The 17,051-nt window shown below is 70.6% G+C and carries 17 protein-coding genes; 3 read left to right on the top strand and 14 right to left on the bottom strand.

What is annotated here, in order from left to right:
• Positions 1-36: 36 nt before the first annotated feature.
• Both D7Y15_RS22170 and ruvB read right to left on the bottom strand, forming a co-directional pair.
• On the bottom strand, positions 37-1,521 hold the full coding sequence (locus tag D7Y15_RS22170; RefSeq protein WP_120578564.1) for a hypothetical protein: 1,485 nt from the start codon (positions 1,519-1,521) through the stop codon (positions 37-39).
• Between the two features lie 18 nt (positions 1,522-1,539).
• A complete protein-coding gene (gene ruvB, locus D7Y15_RS22165) occupies positions 1,540-2,577 on the bottom strand; it encodes a Holliday junction branch migration DNA helicase RuvB (protein ID WP_120578565.1) in 1,038 nt (345 codons plus the stop codon).
• Positions 2,578-2,696: 119 nt separating this feature from the next.
• On the opposite strand from ruvB, the gene D7Y15_RS22160 reads away from it, so the two are divergent.
• The gene (locus tag D7Y15_RS22160) at positions 2,697-3,782 is read left to right on the top strand and encodes a hypothetical protein (RefSeq protein ID WP_120578566.1); all 1,086 of its coding nucleotides are present in this window, start codon (positions 2,697-2,699) and stop codon (positions 3,780-3,782) included.
• A 3-nt stretch (positions 3,783-3,785) separates the two neighbouring features.
• Here the strand turns inward: D7Y15_RS22160 and D7Y15_RS22155 are convergent, their stop codons facing one another.
• The 5 genes from D7Y15_RS22155 to D7Y15_RS22135 all read right to left on the bottom strand — a co-directional run bounded on the left by D7Y15_RS22155 (position 3,786) and on the right by D7Y15_RS22135 (position 8,759).
• Positions 3,786-5,270, bottom strand: a complete 1,485-nt coding sequence (locus tag D7Y15_RS22155; protein ID WP_121753834.1) for an ELWxxDGT repeat protein — start codon at positions 5,268-5,270, stop codon at positions 3,786-3,788.
• 286 nt (positions 5,271-5,556) lie between these two features.
• Entirely contained in the window at positions 5,557-6,171 is a 615-nt protein-coding gene (gene ruvA, locus D7Y15_RS22150; RefSeq protein ID WP_120564076.1) for a Holliday junction branch migration protein RuvA, read from the bottom strand.
• Positions 6,168-6,749, bottom strand: a complete 582-nt coding sequence (gene ruvC, locus D7Y15_RS22145) for a crossover junction endodeoxyribonuclease RuvC (protein WP_120578568.1) — start codon at positions 6,747-6,749, stop codon at positions 6,168-6,170. The genes ruvA and ruvC overlap by 4 nt, the downstream gene beginning before the upstream one ends.
• Before the next feature lie 36 nt (positions 6,750-6,785).
• Positions 6,786-7,535: a YebC/PmpR family DNA-binding transcriptional regulator gene (locus D7Y15_RS22140; RefSeq protein ID WP_121753833.1), complete on the bottom strand. Its 750-nt coding sequence runs from the start codon at positions 7,533-7,535 to the stop codon at positions 6,786-6,788.
• A gap of 87 nt (positions 7,536-7,622) precedes the next feature.
• Positions 7,623-8,759 carry a response regulator gene (locus D7Y15_RS22135; protein ID WP_121753832.1) on the bottom strand — a complete coding sequence of 379 codons (1,137 nt, stop codon included), beginning with the start codon at positions 8,757-8,759 and terminating at the stop codon, positions 7,623-7,625.
• Between the two features lie 107 nt (positions 8,760-8,866).
• Between D7Y15_RS22135 and D7Y15_RS22130 the strand changes: the two genes are divergently transcribed.
• Positions 8,867-9,526 carry a hypothetical protein gene (locus D7Y15_RS22130; protein ID WP_120578571.1) on the top strand — a complete coding sequence of 220 codons (660 nt, stop codon included), beginning with the start codon at positions 8,867-8,869 and terminating at the stop codon, positions 9,524-9,526.
• On the opposite strand, the gene D7Y15_RS22125 is transcribed toward D7Y15_RS22130, so the two are convergent.
• The 4 genes from D7Y15_RS22125 to D7Y15_RS22110 all read right to left on the bottom strand — a co-directional run bounded on the left by D7Y15_RS22125 (position 9,527) and on the right by D7Y15_RS22110 (position 13,224).
• A complete protein-coding gene (locus D7Y15_RS22125; protein ID WP_171811156.1) occupies positions 9,527-9,784 on the bottom strand; it encodes a hypothetical protein in 258 nt (85 codons plus the stop codon).
• A 6-nt stretch (positions 9,785-9,790) separates the two neighbouring features.
• The gene (locus D7Y15_RS22120; protein WP_121753831.1) at positions 9,791-10,648 is read right to left on the bottom strand and encodes an Fpg/Nei family DNA glycosylase; all 858 of its coding nucleotides are present in this window, start codon (positions 10,646-10,648) and stop codon (positions 9,791-9,793) included.
• Between the two features lie 135 nt (positions 10,649-10,783).
• Complete coding sequence (gene rtcA / locus D7Y15_RS22115; protein ID WP_121753842.1) at positions 10,784-11,800, bottom strand: RNA 3'-terminal phosphate cyclase; 1,017 nt, start codon at positions 11,798-11,800, stop codon at positions 10,784-10,786.
• Positions 11,801-11,988: 188 nt separating this feature from the next.
• A complete protein-coding gene (locus D7Y15_RS22110) occupies positions 11,989-13,224 on the bottom strand; it encodes an RtcB family protein (protein WP_120578573.1) in 1,236 nt (411 codons plus the stop codon).
• Between the two features lie 146 nt (positions 13,225-13,370).
• Here D7Y15_RS22110 and rtcR point away from each other — a divergent pair, with 146 nt between their 5' ends.
• Complete coding sequence (gene rtcR, locus D7Y15_RS22105) at positions 13,371-15,002, top strand: RNA repair transcriptional activator RtcR (protein WP_121753830.1); 1,632 nt, start codon at positions 13,371-13,373, stop codon at positions 15,000-15,002.
• 48 nt (positions 15,003-15,050) lie between these two features.
• Here rtcR and D7Y15_RS22100 read toward each other — a convergent pair whose 3' ends face one another.
• The 3 genes from D7Y15_RS22100 to D7Y15_RS44745 form a co-directional block, all read right to left on the bottom strand.
• Positions 15,051-15,698: a hypothetical protein gene (locus D7Y15_RS22100; RefSeq protein WP_121753829.1), complete on the bottom strand. Its 648-nt coding sequence runs from the start codon at positions 15,696-15,698 to the stop codon at positions 15,051-15,053.
• A gap of 2 nt (positions 15,699-15,700) precedes the next feature.
• Positions 15,701-16,720 (bottom strand): hypothetical protein, encoded by a 1,020-nt coding sequence (locus tag D7Y15_RS22095; protein WP_121753828.1) that lies wholly within the window; start codon positions 16,718-16,720, stop codon positions 15,701-15,703.
• Positions 16,721-16,731: 11 nt separating this feature from the next.
• Positions 16,732-17,051, bottom strand: a 320-nt coding sequence (locus tag D7Y15_RS44745; RefSeq protein ID WP_158629087.1) for a hypothetical protein, incomplete at its 5' end; no start/stop codon positions are given.

Here is a 17,051-nt window from a genome sequence, read left to right as displayed (position 1 = left end):
CCGGGGCTTGAAGGGAATCGTGACGCAGAGGGTGGGTCAGCGAGCAGGCGGCAGGAAGCGGTCGCGCAGGGCTTCCGCGTCCGGCCTGTCGAAGCCGCGGCCCTGGAGGAGCGAGCGGCGGCTGACGGCGTGGAAGGTGGTCTCCAGCGTCTGCGAGAAACGCCGGAGGTCCTCCGCCAGGCGGCTGCGGATGCCGGGGCCTTCCGGGGGCCAGGGCAGCTCCACCAGCAGCGAGGTGAAGCGGTCGAAGGCGTCGTAGTCCGCGTAGCGCAGCAGCTGGTAGCCGCCGTCGTGGAAGTAGTCGAGGAACGACTTGAGGGCCTCCAGCACGCGCTCGGCGGCGGCCACGTCCTCCGAGCGCAGGTGGCTTTCAGCCGCGCGGCACAGCTGGGCGTAGACCCACAGGTCCTTGCGCAGGCGCAGCGCGGCGTCCTGGGCGCTGGTGAGGTGACCGAAGGCTTCATCCCCCAGCGAGCCGTTGGGGGCCAGCGCGTCCACCAGCGCGACGATCTGCTGGCGAAGGAGCGTGGTGAAGGCCTCCGCGGCGCGCAGCGGGGCGGCGGGGTCGCGGTCCAGGTCCACCAGCACCTCGCGGGAGATGCGGTCCGTCTCGCGGGCCAGGTCGCGCGCGGCGCGCAGCGTGGCGGCCTGCAGGTGCTTGGGGCCGGCCTTGGGAGACAGGTCCGTGTGCAGGTAGCTGGCGACGGCGGACACCTCGCCGCGCACCAGGGACAGGAGCACGCGCACGCGGCGCGGCACGGGCGGCTGCGCCTCCGGGTCCACGTGCGTCAGGTAGTGCAGCACGCGGAAGAGGCCCAGGAACGCGGTGGTGAAGAGGGGCCGCGTGTCCGCGGGCAGCGAGCCCAGCACGTCCAGCAGGCGCACGGAGCGCAGCCGGTCGTACTCGACGCGGAACTCCAGCGGGCGGAAGGGGCGGAAGTAGCGGTTGAGGACAATTTCCCGCAGCGTCAGCTTGCCCACGTCCTGGAACAGCGACAGGCCGATGAGCGGCAGCTGGAGCAGGTTGTCGAGCAGGTTCTTCAGCGCGTCGAACGCCTCGCGCACGACGAAGAGGCTCTCCGGCGGGGTCTCCTGATCCAGCTCTTCTTCAATCAGCAGCCGGCGCACGCGGTCGTCCGCGAGCTGGGTCTCCACGTACTTGCGGAAGACCATCTTCGGGTCGCTGTCCGGGTCCTGCAGGTGCCGGGCGACGCGCACGGCGCGCTCCATGGCGTCGCGCACGTCCACCAGCTCCTCGTGGAAGTCGCGCGTGACGAGCGGCCGGGCGCGGGCGTCCACCACGGAGTTGTGGAGGTTCAGGTAGCGCTCCACGGCGCGCAGCCACATCTCGAACTCGAAGAGCAGCTCCTCGCGGCCCTCCACCGGGACGCCGCGGAGCCAGCGCTCGCGCTCGGCGAGGAAGCCCGCGCGCGTGGCCTGAGAGGCGCGCATCAGGTCGCCGTAGTAGTCGCGGGGACTGGGGATGACCGTGGGCACGGCGGGCGCGGAGGCTTGGCTCATGGCGGGAAGTGGTGCGGGCTAGAAGAGCGCCCCTTGCGGGGAGCTGGGGGGCGGCGTCTTCTTGAAGTACTGGTAGGTGCGCAGCGTGGCGGTGCGGCCCCGGGGCGTGCGCATGAGGAAGCCCTCCTGCATCAGGAAGGGCTCGTAGACGTCCTCGATGGTGTCGCGCTGTTCGCCCACGCTCGCGGCGATGGTCTCCACGCCCACCGGACCGCCGCCGAACTTCTCCAGGATGGTGAGGAGGATCTTGCGGTCCATCGCGTCCAGGCCGCTGGCGTCCACGCCCAGGCGGCTCAGGGAATCGTGCGCCAGGTCGTAGGTGATGCGGCCATTGCCCTCCACCTGGGCGAAGTCGCGCAGGCGGCGCAACAGCCGGTTGGCGATGCGGGGCGTGCCGCGCGAGCGGGTGGAGATTTCGCGGCTGGCGGCGCGGTCCAGGGGTACGCCGAGGATGCGCGCGGAGCGGTCGAGAATCTGCTCCAGGAACTTCGGCTCGTAGTACTCCAGGCGATCCTGGATCTGGAAGCGGTCGCGCAGCGGGGACGTGAGCAGGCCCGTGCGCGTGGTGGCGCCCACCAGCGTGAAGGGCGGCAAATCAATCTTCATCGCGCGGGCGGCGGGCCCGGTGTCGATGGTGATGTCCAGCCGGAAGTCCTCCATCGCCGGGTAGAGGTATTCCTCCACGGCGGCGTTGAGGCGGTGGATTTCGTCGATGAAGAGGATGTCCCGCTCGTTGAGGTTGGTGAGCAGACCCGCCAGGTCGCCCTTCTTCTCCAGCGCGGGGCCGCTGGTGACGTGGATGCCCACGCCCAACTCGTTCGCGATGATGTACGCGAGCGACGTCTTGCCCAGGCCGGGAGGGCCGGAGAACAGGCAGTGGTCCAGCGCGTCACCCCGGCTCTTCGCCGCGGCCACGTACACCTTGAGCTTTTCGACGACCGCACCCTGCCCCACGTACTCGTCGAAGGAGCGCGGGCGCAGGGAGACCTCCAGCCGGATGTCTTCCGGCTGAACATCTCCCGAGAGGGTGTCGTCGGACTTCCTCGCCATCGCCATTCCGACCCTATACAGCGAAGGGGGCGCGTGTCGCTGCCCTTCTGGCGGCGCTAGACTCGGAGCGGCACGCCGACCGGCCAGCCAGGGGGCACGTCCCCCTGCCCGAAGGGAGTCGCGTCATGATTTCCGCTTCTGCCCCATTCCGTCCCCTGCCCCTCCTGCCCGAGGCCCGCACCGAGCGTTCGCCCGGCGCCCGTCTCCAGAAGCTGCGCCGCGCCGCGCAGGAGGCCCGCGAAGCCTTCGTCCGGGAGGGCCCGGTGGCGGCGGTGGCCACGTGCGACCTCATCACGTTCCCCTACCCCACGCTGTTCGCCTTCAGCGGGGCGGCGCTGTCACCAGCGCCCTACGTGATGATGACCAACCGCATGCAGGTGGTGCAGTTCGCGGAGGCCGGCACCGGCCAGCGGCGCACGCTGCTCTTCAACCCCACCGACTACGAGCGGGGCCACGCGGCGCCCTTCTACCGCGCGCTGCGCGAGCGCTACGGCGCGTTCCTCTCCGACAAGGTGATGTCCACCCGCCACGGCACGGTGCAGGGCTACCTGGAGCAACTGGGGCTGACGCCGTCGGACGTGGACTACCTGGCCTTCGACCACCTGCACATCCAGGACCTGCGCGGCTGGCTGGGCGGTGACGGCGCCGCGCCCGTGTTTCCCCGGGCGAAGCTGCTGGTGCAGCGCGCGGAGTGGACCATGGTGAAGCACCTGCACCCCATGCAGCACGTGTGGTTCGTGCCCGGCGGCGCGGACATTCCCGACGAGCGCGTGGTGCTCCTGGACGGGGACACGTGGCTGGGTCAGGGCGCGGCGCTGCTCAGCACGCCCGGCCACACGCAGGGGAACATGTCCCTGGCGGTGGCCACCGCGAATGAAGTCTTCGTGGTGAGCGAGAACGGCGTGAGCACGGAGAGCTACACGCCGCTGTTGTCGCGCATCCCCGGCGTGCGCCGCTTCGCGGAGCAGATGGGCTGGGAGGTGGTGCTCAACGGCAACACGCGCGAGGACTCGCTGGAGCAGTACGCGTCCATGGTGGTGGAGAAGCTCTTCGCGGGCCCGTCCGCGCATGACGCGTCGTTCGTGAACTTCCACCCGTCCTCGCTGCTCACCTCGCACCTCCTGGCCCCGGGCCTGGGGCCCACCGTGGTGCTGCCCGCGCCGAACACGGGCGGGCTGCACCCCACGCCCGCGGTCCGGCGCGCGGCGTAGCGCTCAGGGCTCCAGGCGGGCGCAGCGGGCCGCGGGGAGGAAGGGCAGCGCCCAGGGTTCCTCCCCCTGGGCCGGGTCCGTGGCGATGAAGAGGACGGAGCCCCCCGCGCGCACGAACCCGTGGGGATTCGCGTCCATCCCCGCGGGAGCGATGTCGCGCATCGGGTCCACGTGGCCCGGGTCGCCGTTGGAGTACCAGCCCTCGCGGCCACGGCCGGCCGTCGTCGCGGAGAAGAAGAGCCACCCGTCCAGCACCGCGAAGGCCGTGGGGGTGCTGCTCGCGGGGCCCGGCTCCACGTCCTGCACCAGCACCGTGCCCTGCGCCGTGCCGTTGGAGCTCCACAGCTCGCGGCCGTGCACGCCGTCATCCGCCGCGAAGTACAGCCGCCCGTCCAGCACCGTCAGCCCGGAAGGCAGCGAGCCCTCGGGCCCCGGCCGCACATCCTTCACCAGGCGGGTGCCCAGGAGCGTGCCGTCGCTCTTCCACAGCTCGCCGCCGTGGAACAGGTCCCCGGGCTCGCCGAAGAAGCCCTCCGCGCCGGCCATGAAGTACACGGCGCTGCCCAGCGGCGTGAGCTCCGACGGGTAGTCCCCCGCGAAGTGCCGGAGCGGGAAGGTGAGGAAGGGCTGGCCCCGCGTCACCCAGAGGTCGGCCTCGCCGAAGCCCACGTCCACGAGGAAGAAGAGGCGGTCCTTCCCCGCGGGCGTCAGCGAGAAGACGACGGACTGCTCCGGACCGCGGAAGAGCGCCCGTGAGGTGCCCGTGTGCCCCTCCACCACCCACAGCGTCACCGCGTCGCCGTATGCCACCAGCGCCAGCTTCCCGTTCCACTCCGTCAGGTCGTCCAGGTACAGCGAGGCCTGCCCGGGCGCGAACTCCTGCGTGAGCTGCGTGCCCTTCGCCGTGCCGTCCGTGCTCCACAGCTCGCGGCCGCGCACGCCGTCATCCGCGGTGAAGTACAGCCGGCTGCCCACCACCGTCAGCGCGTCCGGCGCGCTGCCCTGCGCCCCGCGCCGGATGTCCGCCACCAGCACCGTGCCCTTCTCGGTGCCGTCCGACAGCCACAGCTCCGGCCCGTGCGCGCCGTCGTCCGCGACGAAGAACAGCCGCCCGCCCATCCGCGTGAGGAAGCGCGGCGTGCTGCCGTACGCACCGGGCCGCACGTCCTTCACCCGGCGCGCCTCCGTGGCGCTCCCGTCCGTCACCCACAGCTCGCGGCCGGACACGCCGTCATTCGCGGCGTAGAAGACCTGCCCGGCCACCTCCACCAGCGTCTCCGGCGCCGAGCCCTCCTCGCCGCGCCGGACATCCCCGACAATCCGCGCGGACGGGCCACACGGCTGCGGGCCTCCATACGCCGCTGACTCCAGCGCCGCGGACACCTCGCCCACCGCCGACACGTCCTCGCCTTCGGCCGCGCCGCACCCCACTCCGATGACGCCGGAGAGCAGCAGCACGACGACCGGAACACCCCGCCACGTCGCCATGAAACACGCCTCCTGGGCGCGGCGCGGTCCTTTCGGGACCACCGCATCTGCGCTGGAAATTGATATTTGCAGCGGAATGGGCCAGCTCATGGCCGGGCAGGATTGCTCAGGGGTGTCAAACCGTGAGCGGCGTGGATCCCCAGATGATGGCCAGCGAACGACAGGCGCGTTCGCGGTGTGACGACAGCGGCTTCCTACAGGAAAAAGAGTTGCGCGTTTTTTCCGAGGATTTCCCGCTCCAGGAAGCACCGCGTCTCGCCCTGGAGGGCGGAGCGGTGTCCGGAAGTCACGGGCTGGAGCGCAGGGCCTTGAGCGCTTCGCGGAAGAGGGCCTGGAAGGAGGCGTCCGGGCCCAGCTGCTCGATGACGACGTCCGCGGCCTTCTCCGCCTGGGGCTGCTTGTAGCCCAGGTTGAGCAGCGCGGAGACGAGGTCCGCCTTGTTGCCGGAGGTGACGGGCGCGCGGGGCGTGGTGCCGCGCGCGATGCCCTCCGAGTGGAGGTTGCGGACCTTCTCCTTGAGCTCCAGGACGAGCCGCTCCGCGGTCTTCTTGCCCACGCCGTGGATCTTCGCGAGCCGGCTCGTCTCACCGCGCGACAGCGCCGCGATGAGTTCGCCCACCTCCATGCCGGACATCACGCCCAGGGCCATGCGCGGACCGACGCGGGACACGGTGTTGAGCAGCTGGAAGAGCTCCTCCTCCGCCGGGGAGAGGAAGCCGAAGAGCTCGAAGGCGTCCTCGCGCACCACGGTGCGGATGCGCAGGTCCACCGGCTGGCCGTCCGCGGGCAGCTTGCCCAGCGACACGGTGGACAGGTTCACGCGGTAGCCCACGCCGTGCACGTCGATGACGGCATCCTCGGGGCCCTTCTCCAACACGTTGCCACGCAGCCGGGCGATCATCGGCGGGTCTCCGGGCGCTGGTAGGCGGACGACAGGCGGTCCGCGAGCACCGACGCGGCCCCCTTGCGCTTGCCGTTGCCGGGAGCGCTGGCGCGGGGCATCCCCACGCGAAACTGGTTCAAGTGGCACAGCGCGACGGCGAGCGCGTCACTGGCATCCGCGCGCTCCAGCGTCGCCTCTTCCACGCCGAGCAGCGTGCGCACCATGCGCGCCACGGCGTCCTTGCCGCCCGCGCCGCTGGCACCCACGGACTTCTTCACGCTGGCGGGGGCGTACTCGTGCACGGGCAGGCCCGCCTGCGCCGCGGCGAGCAGCGCCACGCCGCGAGCATGGCCCAGCACCAGGGCGCTCCGGGCGTTGCGGTGCGTGAAGAGGCCTTCCACGGCCACGGCCTCCGGCTGGTAGCGCTGGAGCGCGGCGCTCAAGGCGGCGTGCAGGTCCTTCAGGCGTTCAGCGAGGGGCGCGGACTCCACCACCTTGATGACGCCATGGCCCAGGTGCACGAGCTTGCCCTTCTTCTCCTCCACCACCCCGAAGCCCATGAAGCGGCTGCCAGGGTCCACGCCGAGTACCCGCACCGGCCCGTTCCTTTCCCACGCGCCCCATCAGGGGCTTTACGTGGACAGCGACTCCATCAGGGACTCGTCGATTTCGAAGTTGGCGTGCACATGCTGCACGTCGTCGTTGTCGTCGAGCGCGTCCATCAACTTCAACAGGCGCTTCGCGTTGTCGCCTTCCACCTTCACGGTGTTCTGCGGCACGAAGGTCCACTTCTGTTCGCCCAGGGGAAGGCCCGCGGCCTCCAGCTTCGCGCCCACCGTGTGCAGGTCCGCCGGGGCGGTGCGCACCTCGAAGCCGTCCGGCCCCTGGTCCACGACGTCCTCCGCGCCCGCGTCCAGGGCCTGCTCCATCACCTGGTCCTCGGTGGGACCGGGCTTCACGGTGATGACGCCCTTCTTGTGGAACATCCAGCCCACGGCGCCTTCCGCGCCCATGTTCCCGCCGTAGTTGCTCAGGAGGTTGCGCACGTCGCTGGCGGAGCGGTTCCGGTTGTCCGTGAGGCACTCGATGATGAGCGCGACGCCGCCGGGGCCGTAGCCCTCGTACGTCACCTCTTCGTAGGACTCGCCGGCCAGCTCGCCCGTGCCCTTCTTGATGGCGCGCTCGATGGTGTCGCGCGGGATGTTCGACTCGCGCGCCAGGGCCACGGCTACGCGCAGGCGGGCGTTGCTGGACGGGTCACCGCCGCCCAGGCGCGCGGCGACGGTCATCTCCTTGATGGCCTTGGAGTAGAGCTTGCCCTTGGCCACGCCCAGGACGGCATTCCGGCGTTTGAGTTTCGACCAGCGGTTGTGACCGGACATGGCGGCGGCTTCGGCGTGGGGTGGACGGGCGTTCAGCCCGTGGCGTTCCCGGCCTTGTGCCCCGAGCAGGCCGCCCGAGTCAAACCCTCACGACGCGTCCCGCCCGGGCTCCGGCTCGGAATCGGGAGCCAGGGCGGGCTCGAAGAGGCGGGGCGGTCCGGCGGACTCCCGGGCGCGCTCGCGCTCCTCCACCAGGATGGCGGGCACCAGCACACCCAGCATGAACAGGCGGGTCGCCGCCTCGTAGGCCAGGGCCTCCGGGAAGCGGCACTCCAGGAGCATGGCGCGCACGGTGCGCCGCCCGTCGAAGAGGCGCACCACCTGCTCCACGTCCTCCGGCAGCGAGGGCAGCTCCTGCGCGAGCCGGGCGAAGTCCACCGTGAGCCGCGCCGCCAGGGGCAGGCCCTTGACGCGCAGCTGTTCGAAGCGCTCCAGGGCTGGCTCCACCTGCTCGCACAGGAACTGGCGGTCCATGGAGAGGCTGCCCCGCTGCAGCTCCGGGCCGAACGTCACCGTGTACGCGCCCGAGCCGAAGCACAGCAGGCGCCGGAACGCGAGGATGCCGCGCTCTCCGTGGAAGGCCGCGTCCACCGCCAGGCCATGGCGGAAGAAGAGAGCGCCGGAGTCCTCCGACAGCACCACGCGCCCCGAGCGCACGCCGGACAGCAGCGCGCGCAGCAGCGCCCCGAGCGGCAGGGTCGAGGTGTGCGCGTCGTAGACGTCCTCCTCGCCGCGCCGCCCCGCCTTGAGCCGCGCGAGCACCGCCACGTCGCACGCGTCCACCGGCTCCACCAGGTACTCGTCCGCGCCCACGCCCGCGGCGAGGTCGCGGTGGAACTCCTCCGCGCACTTCGCCACCAGCAGCACCGGCAGGTGCGCGCACTTCGGGTCCGCGCGGAGCACGCCGCAGAGGCTGAAGCCGTCGCCGTCCGGCAGGTCCGCGTCGATGATGACCAGCCGGGGCAGCTCGGCCTTCGGCTTCGTGGGCACCGCGTCCGGCAGCGTCCCTCCCGCCTCCACGCCCAGCCGCTCCAGCGCCGCGCGTGCGCCGTCCACATGCACGGAGTCGAAGCCTTCGCGGACGAGCGCCTCCGCCACCGTGGGCCGCGGAGTGTCACCCACGAGCAGCACCCAGCCCCCGGCCCCACCCTGCAGGTCGAGTGCGTCGGGACCTCCGGGCATGGAGGCATCAGGAGGCGGTGCGGCGTGCAGGTAGGCAACCATGGATTCCCTATTCTTCCAGGGATCCCTTGCGAATGTACAACCTGCCCCCAAGTCCCTGGATTCGTTGGGTTTTGGCCAGGCTGCATCCCAAGCTAGGGTGCGCGCCCATGACGCGCCTCGGACTCCTGCTCGCCCTCCTCGCCGTGCCCGGACTGGCCTCCGCCCAGGATGCCGAAGTGTCCTTCTCACAGGAGGACCCGCTGGGCTCCGTGGTGGCGCCGGTGATGCTGCCCGCGGGGGCGACGGCGCTCTATGGCTACACGGGCGCGCCGGAGGTGGGCCTGGGGTTCCGGCAGGGCCTGGGCGCGTTGGAGGTGGAGGCGCGGGCGCGCTTCGACTGGTTCAAGCTGGGCGCGTCGCTGGAGCTCGTGGGCCGCAAGGAGGTGGTGCGGAGCGGGGCGTTCAGGCTGGCGCCGACGCTGGGCGTGGGCCTGGTGCTCAACTCCGGCTCCACGTACATGGACGACGACAACTTCTCCGGCGTGCTGGTGCGCATCCTGCCGGGGATGGTGGCGGGCTACCGGGTGGCGGACACCGTGGTGGTGCTGGGCCTGGTGGACCTGCCCATCGACCTGGGGCTCACGGGCGACAAGCAGCGGCGCTTCCAGGCGCTGGGAGGCTTTGGCGTGGAGGTCTACCTGGGCGGCAACCTGTCGCTGCTCGCGGCGGGACAGGTAGGCGTGGAGACGTTCCAGGAGCGCGCGGGCGCGGGCCACACGCGGCTGGGGCTCACGGGGCGCGTGGGCCTGGGGACGCGGCTGTTCTGACTAGAAGTCCGGCGGAGGGCTCTGGCGCGGCGTGCCCATCAGTTCGAGCGCACGCAGCGCGACGCGGATGAGCGTCTGGGCGCACGGCTCACAGCCTCCGCCGCAGCAGTGGGGCCAGCGTCCTTCGGGGTTGCGCAGGAGCGGCCGCACGCTGGACTGGTAGTAGCTGGGGAACTGGAGTTCCTCGCTCGCTCGCGCGAGCGCGTCATCGAGGGACAGGGGCGAGGGGACGGGAACGTCGGACACGCTCCCGTTCATACCAGCTCAGAGCAGTGACGTCTGCGCCGGGGCCTCTGTCGCGGCGCCGTCCGCGGGCTGGCAGTGCGAACACCAATGCGTGTTGCGTCCGCCGATGCGCAGGTGAGACACGGGCGTGGCGCAGCGGGGACAAGGCGCTCCCGTCTTGCCGAAGATGTTGCGCCGGTGCTTCGCCTGCCCCTGCACACCGAACAGGTCGCGCTGCGTGCCGCGCAGCCGCAGGCCCTCTTCCAGCACGTCGCGGATGCCCTGGTGCAGCCGGACGACTTCCGTCGGGGACAGCGACGATGCGAGCCGCCGGGGTTCGATGCCCGCGACCCACATGCTCTCGTCCGCGTCGCGGTTGCCCAGCCCCGCGAGCACGCGCTGATTCAAGAGCACCGTCTTGAGCGGGCTGCGCCTGCGGCGAAGCTGCTTCGCCAGGACCTCCGGAGTGAAGGCCTCGTCGAGCGCCTCCGGTCCCAGCTCCTCCAGTTTGAGCTGCGAGGCCAGCAGCGCTGTCGGCCCCAGCGCCACGCGCGCGTAGCCCAGCGTGTCGGTGAGCTGGAGTTCCTCGTCGCCCTCCAGCGTGAGGACCACGAGCGTCGCGGGAGGCCGTTCGCTTCCCACGGGCCGCAGCTGCAGTTCGCCCCAGAGCATGAAGTGCAGCGCGAGCGTCTGCCCGTCGTCCAACGTGAGCAGCATGAACTTCGCGCGCCGCTCGGCCGCGAGCACCTTGCGGCCACTGAGGTTCTGGATGAAGTCCGGCGGAGAGGCGAAGCGCACCGCCGCGGGCATCAGCACCTCCGCGCCCACGAAGCGCCGGCCCACGACGGCCTGCTTCAGGTCTCGGATGATGATTTCGACTTCAGGGACTTCCGCCACGCGCAGCCTCCCCACGGGTCACAACGTAGGAAGGCTGCGAGGTAACGCCATGGGTTGAGCCCTGCTGAGCGCGTGCCTCGTCCGACCGCCGGGCGTCCGGCCGGACAAGGGGGCACCGCCCTGCCCTACCCCACGTCAGGCGCGCACCGTCACCTCGTGCACGTCGCGCTCCAGTTCCCGCGCGTCCACCTCCACGTCGAGGAAGTGCGCCATCGTCTCGCGCTGCGTGAGCGAATGGCTGTCCAGCGCCACCGTGCGGAAGTTGCCACCCTTCGCCAGGGCACACAGCAGCAGGAGCTGATCACACAGGTGCTCGCCCACGGGCACGCCTGCGTCCAGGTAGCGCTTCACCTTCGCGGCGACCTCCTCGGCCACGACTTCCGCGCGCTTGCCGCGTTCACCGAAGCCGGTGAAGACCTCCGTCACGTGCTCGCTCTCCACTTCGACGCGCAGCACGTTGCCCGGACCGAAGGCGCGCTTGAGTTCCTCCGGCCGCTGCTGATCCGGACGCAGCTTCAGCGCGGCGGCCACGGTGTCCAGCTCGCGCTTCGCCACGTCGAAGGGGATGGCCGCCACCTGGGCCACGGCCTCCGTGCGCAGCACCCGGCCGCGCTCCAGCAACTGGAGCGGCTGGAGCTTCGCGGGATGGATGTCCACGCGGAACCGGCCCCCGCCCGCCGGATAGTAGCCGGGCCGCTCCAGCGTCACGTCCACGCGCGGGCCCATGCGGCGCAGGAGCGGCAGGTACGCCTTCTCCAGGAACTCGAACGGCGGCGCCGCCGGGTTGTGCGTCCCGCCCTCCAGCATCAGCGTGGAGGCCCCTTCCGCGTGCAGCAGCGCGGGCAGCACCGTCTGGAGCACCAGCGTCGCGCTGCCCGCCGTGCCCACCGCGAAGTGGTAGTTGCCCGCCGACAGCGCGCGCGGACGGAAGGACAGCTGCTTGGAGCCCAACTCCGCGCCCGTCACCTCCGCGGCGCCCACGGCCTCCGCGGCCTTGAGCGCGGTGAGGTGCTGGCGCAGCAGGCCCGGCTTGGCGCGGCCCGCGCGCACGTTGACCATCTCGAACGGAGTGCCCGTCACCAGCGACAGCGCCAGCGCGGTGCGCAGCACCTGGCCGCCCCCTTCCCCCTGTGAACCATCGATGCGAACCATGTGCGTGGTGCTCCTTTGCGCGCTCGCGGACGTGCGCAGCATCCCATCCCTGATTTCAAAAAATAGCGGCGCCCGCTCCCCCACCCTTAACGGCCGCTTTCGCGGACCTCTTGGGGGGAACGGGCGCCTCGGCGTCTTCATCCCGGCATGTGCACCTCCGCAGGACGGCGGGTGGGGTTACCCTTCGGCTATCCCTTCACGCACACCACCTGCTTCAGCGTGTGGACGACCTCCACCAGGTCCGCCTGCGCGGCCATCACGGCGTCGATGGACTTGTACGCGGCCGGCGTCTCGTCAATCACGTCCACGTCCTTGCGGCACTCCACGCCCGCGGTCGCCTTCGCGTGGTCATCCAGCGTGAAGCGCTTCTTCGCCGCTTCGCGCGACATCGCCCGGCCCGCGCCGTGGCTGCACGAGTGGAAGGCATCCGCGTTTCCCTTCCCGCGGACGATGTAGGAACGGGCCCCCATGCTGCCGGGGATGATTCCCATGTCGCCTTCGCGCGCCCGCACCGCGCCCTTGCGGGTCACGAAGCAGTTCTTTCCGAAGTGGTGCTCGCGCGAGATGTAGTTGTGGTGGCAGTTCACCGCGGACTCGGACAGCTCGAACGGAGGCAGCTCACCGCTCGCCTTCAGGGCCTCCACCGCCGAGTGCAGCATGAGCTCGCGGTTCATCGCCGCGAAGTCCTGCGCCCAGCTCACCGCGAACACGTAGTCGTCGAAGTGCTCCGTCCCCTCCGGCAGGTACGCCAGGTCCGCGTCCGGCAGGCGGATGAAGAAGCGCTCCATGTCCTGCTTCGCCAGCTCGATGAAGTGGCTTCCGATGCGGTTACCCACGCCGCGCGACCCCGAGTGCAGCATCAGCCACACGCCGTCCGACTCATCGACGCACAGCTCGATGAAGTGGTTACCCGTTCCCAGCGTTCCCAGGTGCGCCAGCTCCGGCCCACGGCCGATGCGAGGATGCTTCGCGACGATACGGGCGTACCCTTCCGCCAGGCGGGCCCAGGCACCGGTATGCGTCGCGGGCGAGTCCTTCCACGCGCCACGGTCATTCCGGCCGCCGTTGTCCGTACGGCCGTGCGGAACCGCCGCCTCGATGGCCGAGCGCACCCCGCGCAGCGAGTCCGGCAGCTGATCCGCGCGCAGCGTCGTGCGCACGGCGATCATCCCGCATCCGATGTCCACGCCCACCGCCGCCGGCACCACCGCGCCCACCGTGGGCACCACGCTCCCGACCGTCGCGCCGTAACCGCGGTGCACGTCCGGCATCGCGGCGATCCACTTGTGGATGAAGGGCAGGCCGCGGAGGTTGCGAAGCTGCTTCTTCGCCTCGTCCTCGAACGGCACCCCCACCGTCCACGTCTTGATGGGGCGACCCGCTTCGTCCGACATCACTTCGTAGTTCGCGTTCGTCCGGTCCATGGCACTGCACCTTTCGGTCGTTCGACCAGGCTCTGTGTCCCGGTCACGTGGGGGAGCTAGAGCAGCCGGCGTGCCAACGCCGTTCCCGAGGGGAGTACCCGGGGTGGGCTGGAAATCCATATCCCATGGGATAAATACGTATCCTGATGGCTCAAAAGGCGAAGGCACGGCGGACGGTCGTCATCGGGATGCTGGGGACGACGCTGGACACGGGGATGGGGGCGAACCGCTGGACGCGGTGGAGGCCCACGGTGTCGCTGTGCCAGCAGGAGGACCTGCTGGTGCACCGGCTGGAGCTGCTGCACCCGCCCCACGGGACGTCACTGGCGGCGGTCATCCGGGACGACATCTCGCAGGTGTCCCCGGAGACGCAGGTGCGGCTCACGTCCCTGCCCATCCGGGATCCGTGGAACCTGGAGGAGACCTACGGCGCGCTGCTGGACCACGTGCGCGCGCACGCCTTCCATCCGGAGGAAGAGGACTACCTGGTGCACATCACCACGGGCACGCACATCGCGCAGATCTGCATGTTCCTCCTGGTGGAGAGCCGGCTGATTCCGGGCCGGCTGGTGCAGACGTCTCCGGGCAAGGGGAAGGACCACGGGGCGGTGGGCACGCACGCCATCATCGACCTGGACCTGTCGAACTACGACACGCTGGCGGCGCGCTTCCGGCAACAGCAGCGTGAGGGCCTGTCGTTCCTCAAGTCCGGCATCGACACGCACAACGCCGCGTTCAACCGGATCATCGAGCGGATTGAACAGGTGGCGGTTCAATCCCGAGCGCCGCTGCTGCTGACGGGCCCCACGGGCGCGGGCAAGTCGCGGCTCGCGAAGCGCATCTACGCGCTGAAGAAGGCGCGCAACCAGGTGACGGGCCCGTTCGTGGACCTGAACTGCGCCACGCTGCGCGGCGACGGCGCCATGTCCACGCTCTTCGGTCACGTGAAGGGCGCGTTCACGGGCGCGGTGGGAGACCGGCCCGGACTGATGCGGCAGGCGAACAGCGGCGTGCTGTTCCTGGACGAGATTGGAGAGCTGGGCGCGGACGAGCAGGCCATGTTGCTGCGCGCGCTGGAGGACAAGCGGTTCCTGCCGGTGGGCGCGGACAAGGAGGCGGAGAGTGACTTCCAACTCATCGCGGGGACGAACCGCGACCTCCAACTGGACGTGGAGCGGGGGCGGTTCCGCGAGGACCTGCTCGCTCGCATCAACCTGTGGACCTTCCGGCTGCCCGCGCTGCGCGAACGTCCGGAGGACATCGCGCCCAACCTGCAATACGAACTGGATCAGGCGTCGCAGGCGCTGGGGACGCGGGTGACGATGAGCAAGGAGGCGCAGGAGTATTTCCTGCGCTTCGCCACGTCCCCCGAGGCCCGGTGGAGCGGCAACTTCCGCGACCTCAACGCGGCGGTGCTGCGCATGTCCACGCTGGCGGATGGCGGGCGCATGACCCGCGACGTGGTGGACGAGGAGCTGGACCGCCTGCGAGCACAGTGGCGCCCCGCGGGCGCGGCGGCGACGTCCGCGGGCGAGGACGTGCTGGTGGAGGTGATGGGCGCGGTGCGGGCCGAGGAGCTGGACCGGTTCGACCGGGTGCAGCTCGCGGATGTGGTGACGGTGTGCCGCTCCGCGCGCTCGTTGTCGGACGCGGGCCGGACGTTGTTCGCTCAGTCACGTGCGCAGAAGAAGAGCGTCAACGACGCGGACCGGCTCCGGAAGTACCTGGCGCGCTTCGGGCTGACCTGGGCGGATGTGAGCGGTCGCGACGCGGAGTGACTCAGCCCCCGTGGGCCCGGCTGGGTGGGCCCACGGGAGAGGCTGGCGTCAGCGGAAGGCATCCGCCATGGCCCGGCATTGCGGCGTGGACAGGGCCTCATCGGGAACCCGGACCGTCCCTTCATCGGGAGAGGACGGGACGGGCGCGGGCGGTGCCGCGGGCGCGTTCACGCTGCTCAGCCACGCGGGCGGCACCGTGCATTCGACGGTGAGGGGGCCTTGGAACGTCGCGCGCACGCTGCCGTCCTTCCCGCGCACCTCGCCCTTCGCCTGCTTCCCGGTGACGGTCAGGTCCAGGGTGCCCTCGTCCATCATCATCGCGGGCCCGTTGGGCTGCTGGTAGTCCACCACCACGAGGCCCGGGCCAATCGCCGTCTGCGGGATGATCCGCGCGGTGGCGTGCTTCGACTTCAAGAACTTCTCGTCCACCGCCATGCGGAAGCGCCAGGTCCCCCCATCTTCTGCCTGCGCATTCAGCGCGACCAGCATCAGGGGCACAGGCGGCTCCCCCAGGAAGTCGGCGATGAACCGCACGGACGGGGCCGAGTAGGTGCTCTTGTCCATCCGCACCGTGGCCGCGCCGCGTGGCTGGGGAAGCTCCGCCGCCGTGAGGGCCTCACGCGACGTCACCCGCTCCTCCTTCGACTTCGCGCAGGCGTTCAACAGCAGCGCCACCATCAGGGCCCCGTGCCGCATGCTCAGCACCCCACCCGCAGGACCATGGCGCTGACGGTGGTGTTGTCGTTCTCCTTCAGCTCGTCCACCGCGCCCGCCGGATCCATGTCCAGGTAGACGTAGTACGTGGTGAACGGCAGCGTCGCCGGCACCGTGAAGCCCAGCGAGTAGATGCCCTCCGAGAACGCCCCCAGCGAGTGGTTGAACGTGCCCACCACGTTGGTGGACTCGTAGTAGCCGTTCGGCGGTGCCGTCGGGCTCAGGCGCACGCGCATCGAGTAGGACGACACGGCCGCGTTGCCCATGTTGCCCACGTAGAACTTCACGCTCTGCGTCGTGCCCCGGCACACCGTCTTCGTTCCGGCCGGATCCAGCGTCTGCGTCACGTCCCCCACCACGCCCATGGAGGACGGCAGCAGGTTCGGCTTCGTCACCGAATAGCCGTACAGCGTGTTCATGCCCTGCGCGTTCGTGGGCCACAGCGTGGAGGACTCGTAGCCGCCCGTCACCAGGTGCGGCGGCGAGGTGCGCAGGATGCTGTGCCCGCCTTCGTGCTTGAAGCCGAAGAAGTGCCCCGCCTCGTGCACGAACGTGCTCCGGCCCGACGTGCCGAACGCATTGCCGGTGCGCGGCGTGAAGTCCAGGTCGCTGGCGATGCAGACGTCCGCCTCGTCGATGCCGTTGGCCCCGATGAAGCACAACCCCACGACCGAGTACGTCACGCCGTTGTTCCCGTCGATGGACGCCCGGTCACACAGGCCGATCTCGTTCTGCCCGTCGCTGTGGTCCAGCGAGCAGTCCGTCGCCGCGTTCACGTTGAAGCCACTGACGATGTGAGACAGGTCGTCCCACTGCCGCAAGCCGTTCCAGTACGCCGTGTTGACGTTGCCGGAGTCCGGGATGCTGCACCGGTTCCGGTACACGGCCGGCCCGCTGTACCACTTCACCGGCATCCCGTTGCACGTGTCCCAGGCGGCGGCGCCCGCCTCCATGCCGCCCAGCACCAGTGCCGCGACGACGCCCACGAATGTCGTTGTCTTCATGGCGGACCTCATCACGGCTGGCCGGGCGGGATGTCCCGCTCGGGCTGGAGGGGAACGGCACCCGGCACCACGGACGCGCCCGCGGCGGGCGTCACCGGCACGGACATCGACGATGCGGTGGTGACGGGCTCCTCGCGGAACGCTCCCGTCACGGAGAGCCCGCGCGCGCGCAGGTGATTCTGGAGCAGCGAGAGGAACGCCTCGCTCTCCATTCCCTCTGGAGCCCCCCGAGCCTGCGCCTCCGCGCGCAGCGCCGGACGGGCACCCATCAGGTCCACCGTCTCGAACACCGGCGCCGTCTGCCGCACCCCCGCCGAGCCCAGGCCCGCCA

It is taken from the genome of Corallococcus sp. AB030, assembly GCF_003668965.1.
GTDB classification, from domain to species: domain Bacteria; phylum Myxococcota; class Myxococcia; order Myxococcales; family Myxococcaceae; genus Corallococcus; species Corallococcus exiguus.
This window is presented reverse-complemented; position numbering and strand designations above follow the sequence as displayed.

Excerpts from the sequence above, each read along its gene's own strand:
- rtcR (WP_121753830.1), top strand. The coding sequence starts at position 13,371 with ATGGCTCAAAAGGCGAAGGCACGGCGGACGGTCGTCATCGGGATGCTG.
- D7Y15_RS22125 (WP_171811156.1), bottom strand. The coding sequence starts at position 9,784 with ATGAACGGGAGCGTGTCCGACGTTCCCGTCCCCTCGCCCCTGTCCCTC.
- D7Y15_RS22170 (WP_120578564.1), bottom strand. The coding sequence starts at position 1,521 with ATGAGCCAAGCCTCCGCGCCCGCCGTGCCCACGGTCATCCCCAGTCCC.
- rtcA (WP_121753842.1), bottom strand. The coding sequence starts at position 11,800 with ATGGTTCGCATCGATGGTTCACAGGGGGAAGGGGGCGGCCAGGTGCTG.
- ruvB (WP_120578565.1), bottom strand. The coding sequence starts at position 2,577 with ATGGCGATGGCGAGGAAGTCCGACGACACCCTCTCGGGAGATGTTCAG.
- D7Y15_RS22130 (WP_120578571.1), top strand. The coding sequence starts at position 8,867 with ATGACGCGCCTCGGACTCCTGCTCGCCCTCCTCGCCGTGCCCGGACTG.
- D7Y15_RS22160 (WP_120578566.1), top strand. The coding sequence starts at position 2,697 with ATGATTTCCGCTTCTGCCCCATTCCGTCCCCTGCCCCTCCTGCCCGAG.
- ruvA (WP_120564076.1), bottom strand. The coding sequence starts at position 6,171 with ATGATCGCCCGGCTGCGTGGCAACGTGTTGGAGAAGGGCCCCGAGGAT.
- D7Y15_RS22135 (WP_121753832.1), bottom strand. The coding sequence starts at position 8,759 with ATGGTTGCCTACCTGCACGCCGCACCGCCTCCTGATGCCTCCATGCCC.
- D7Y15_RS22140 (WP_121753833.1), bottom strand. The coding sequence starts at position 7,535 with ATGTCCGGTCACAACCGCTGGTCGAAACTCAAACGCCGGAATGCCGTC.
- D7Y15_RS22110 (WP_120578573.1), bottom strand. The coding sequence starts at position 13,224 with ATGGACCGGACGAACGCGAACTACGAAGTGATGTCGGACGAAGCGGGT.
- D7Y15_RS22100 (WP_121753829.1), bottom strand. The coding sequence starts at position 15,698 with ATGCGGCACGGGGCCCTGATGGTGGCGCTGCTGTTGAACGCCTGCGCG.
- D7Y15_RS22095 (WP_121753828.1), bottom strand. The coding sequence starts at position 16,720 with ATGAAGACAACGACATTCGTGGGCGTCGTCGCGGCACTGGTGCTGGGC.
- D7Y15_RS22155 (WP_121753834.1), bottom strand. The coding sequence starts at position 5,270 with ATGGCGACGTGGCGGGGTGTTCCGGTCGTCGTGCTGCTGCTCTCCGGC.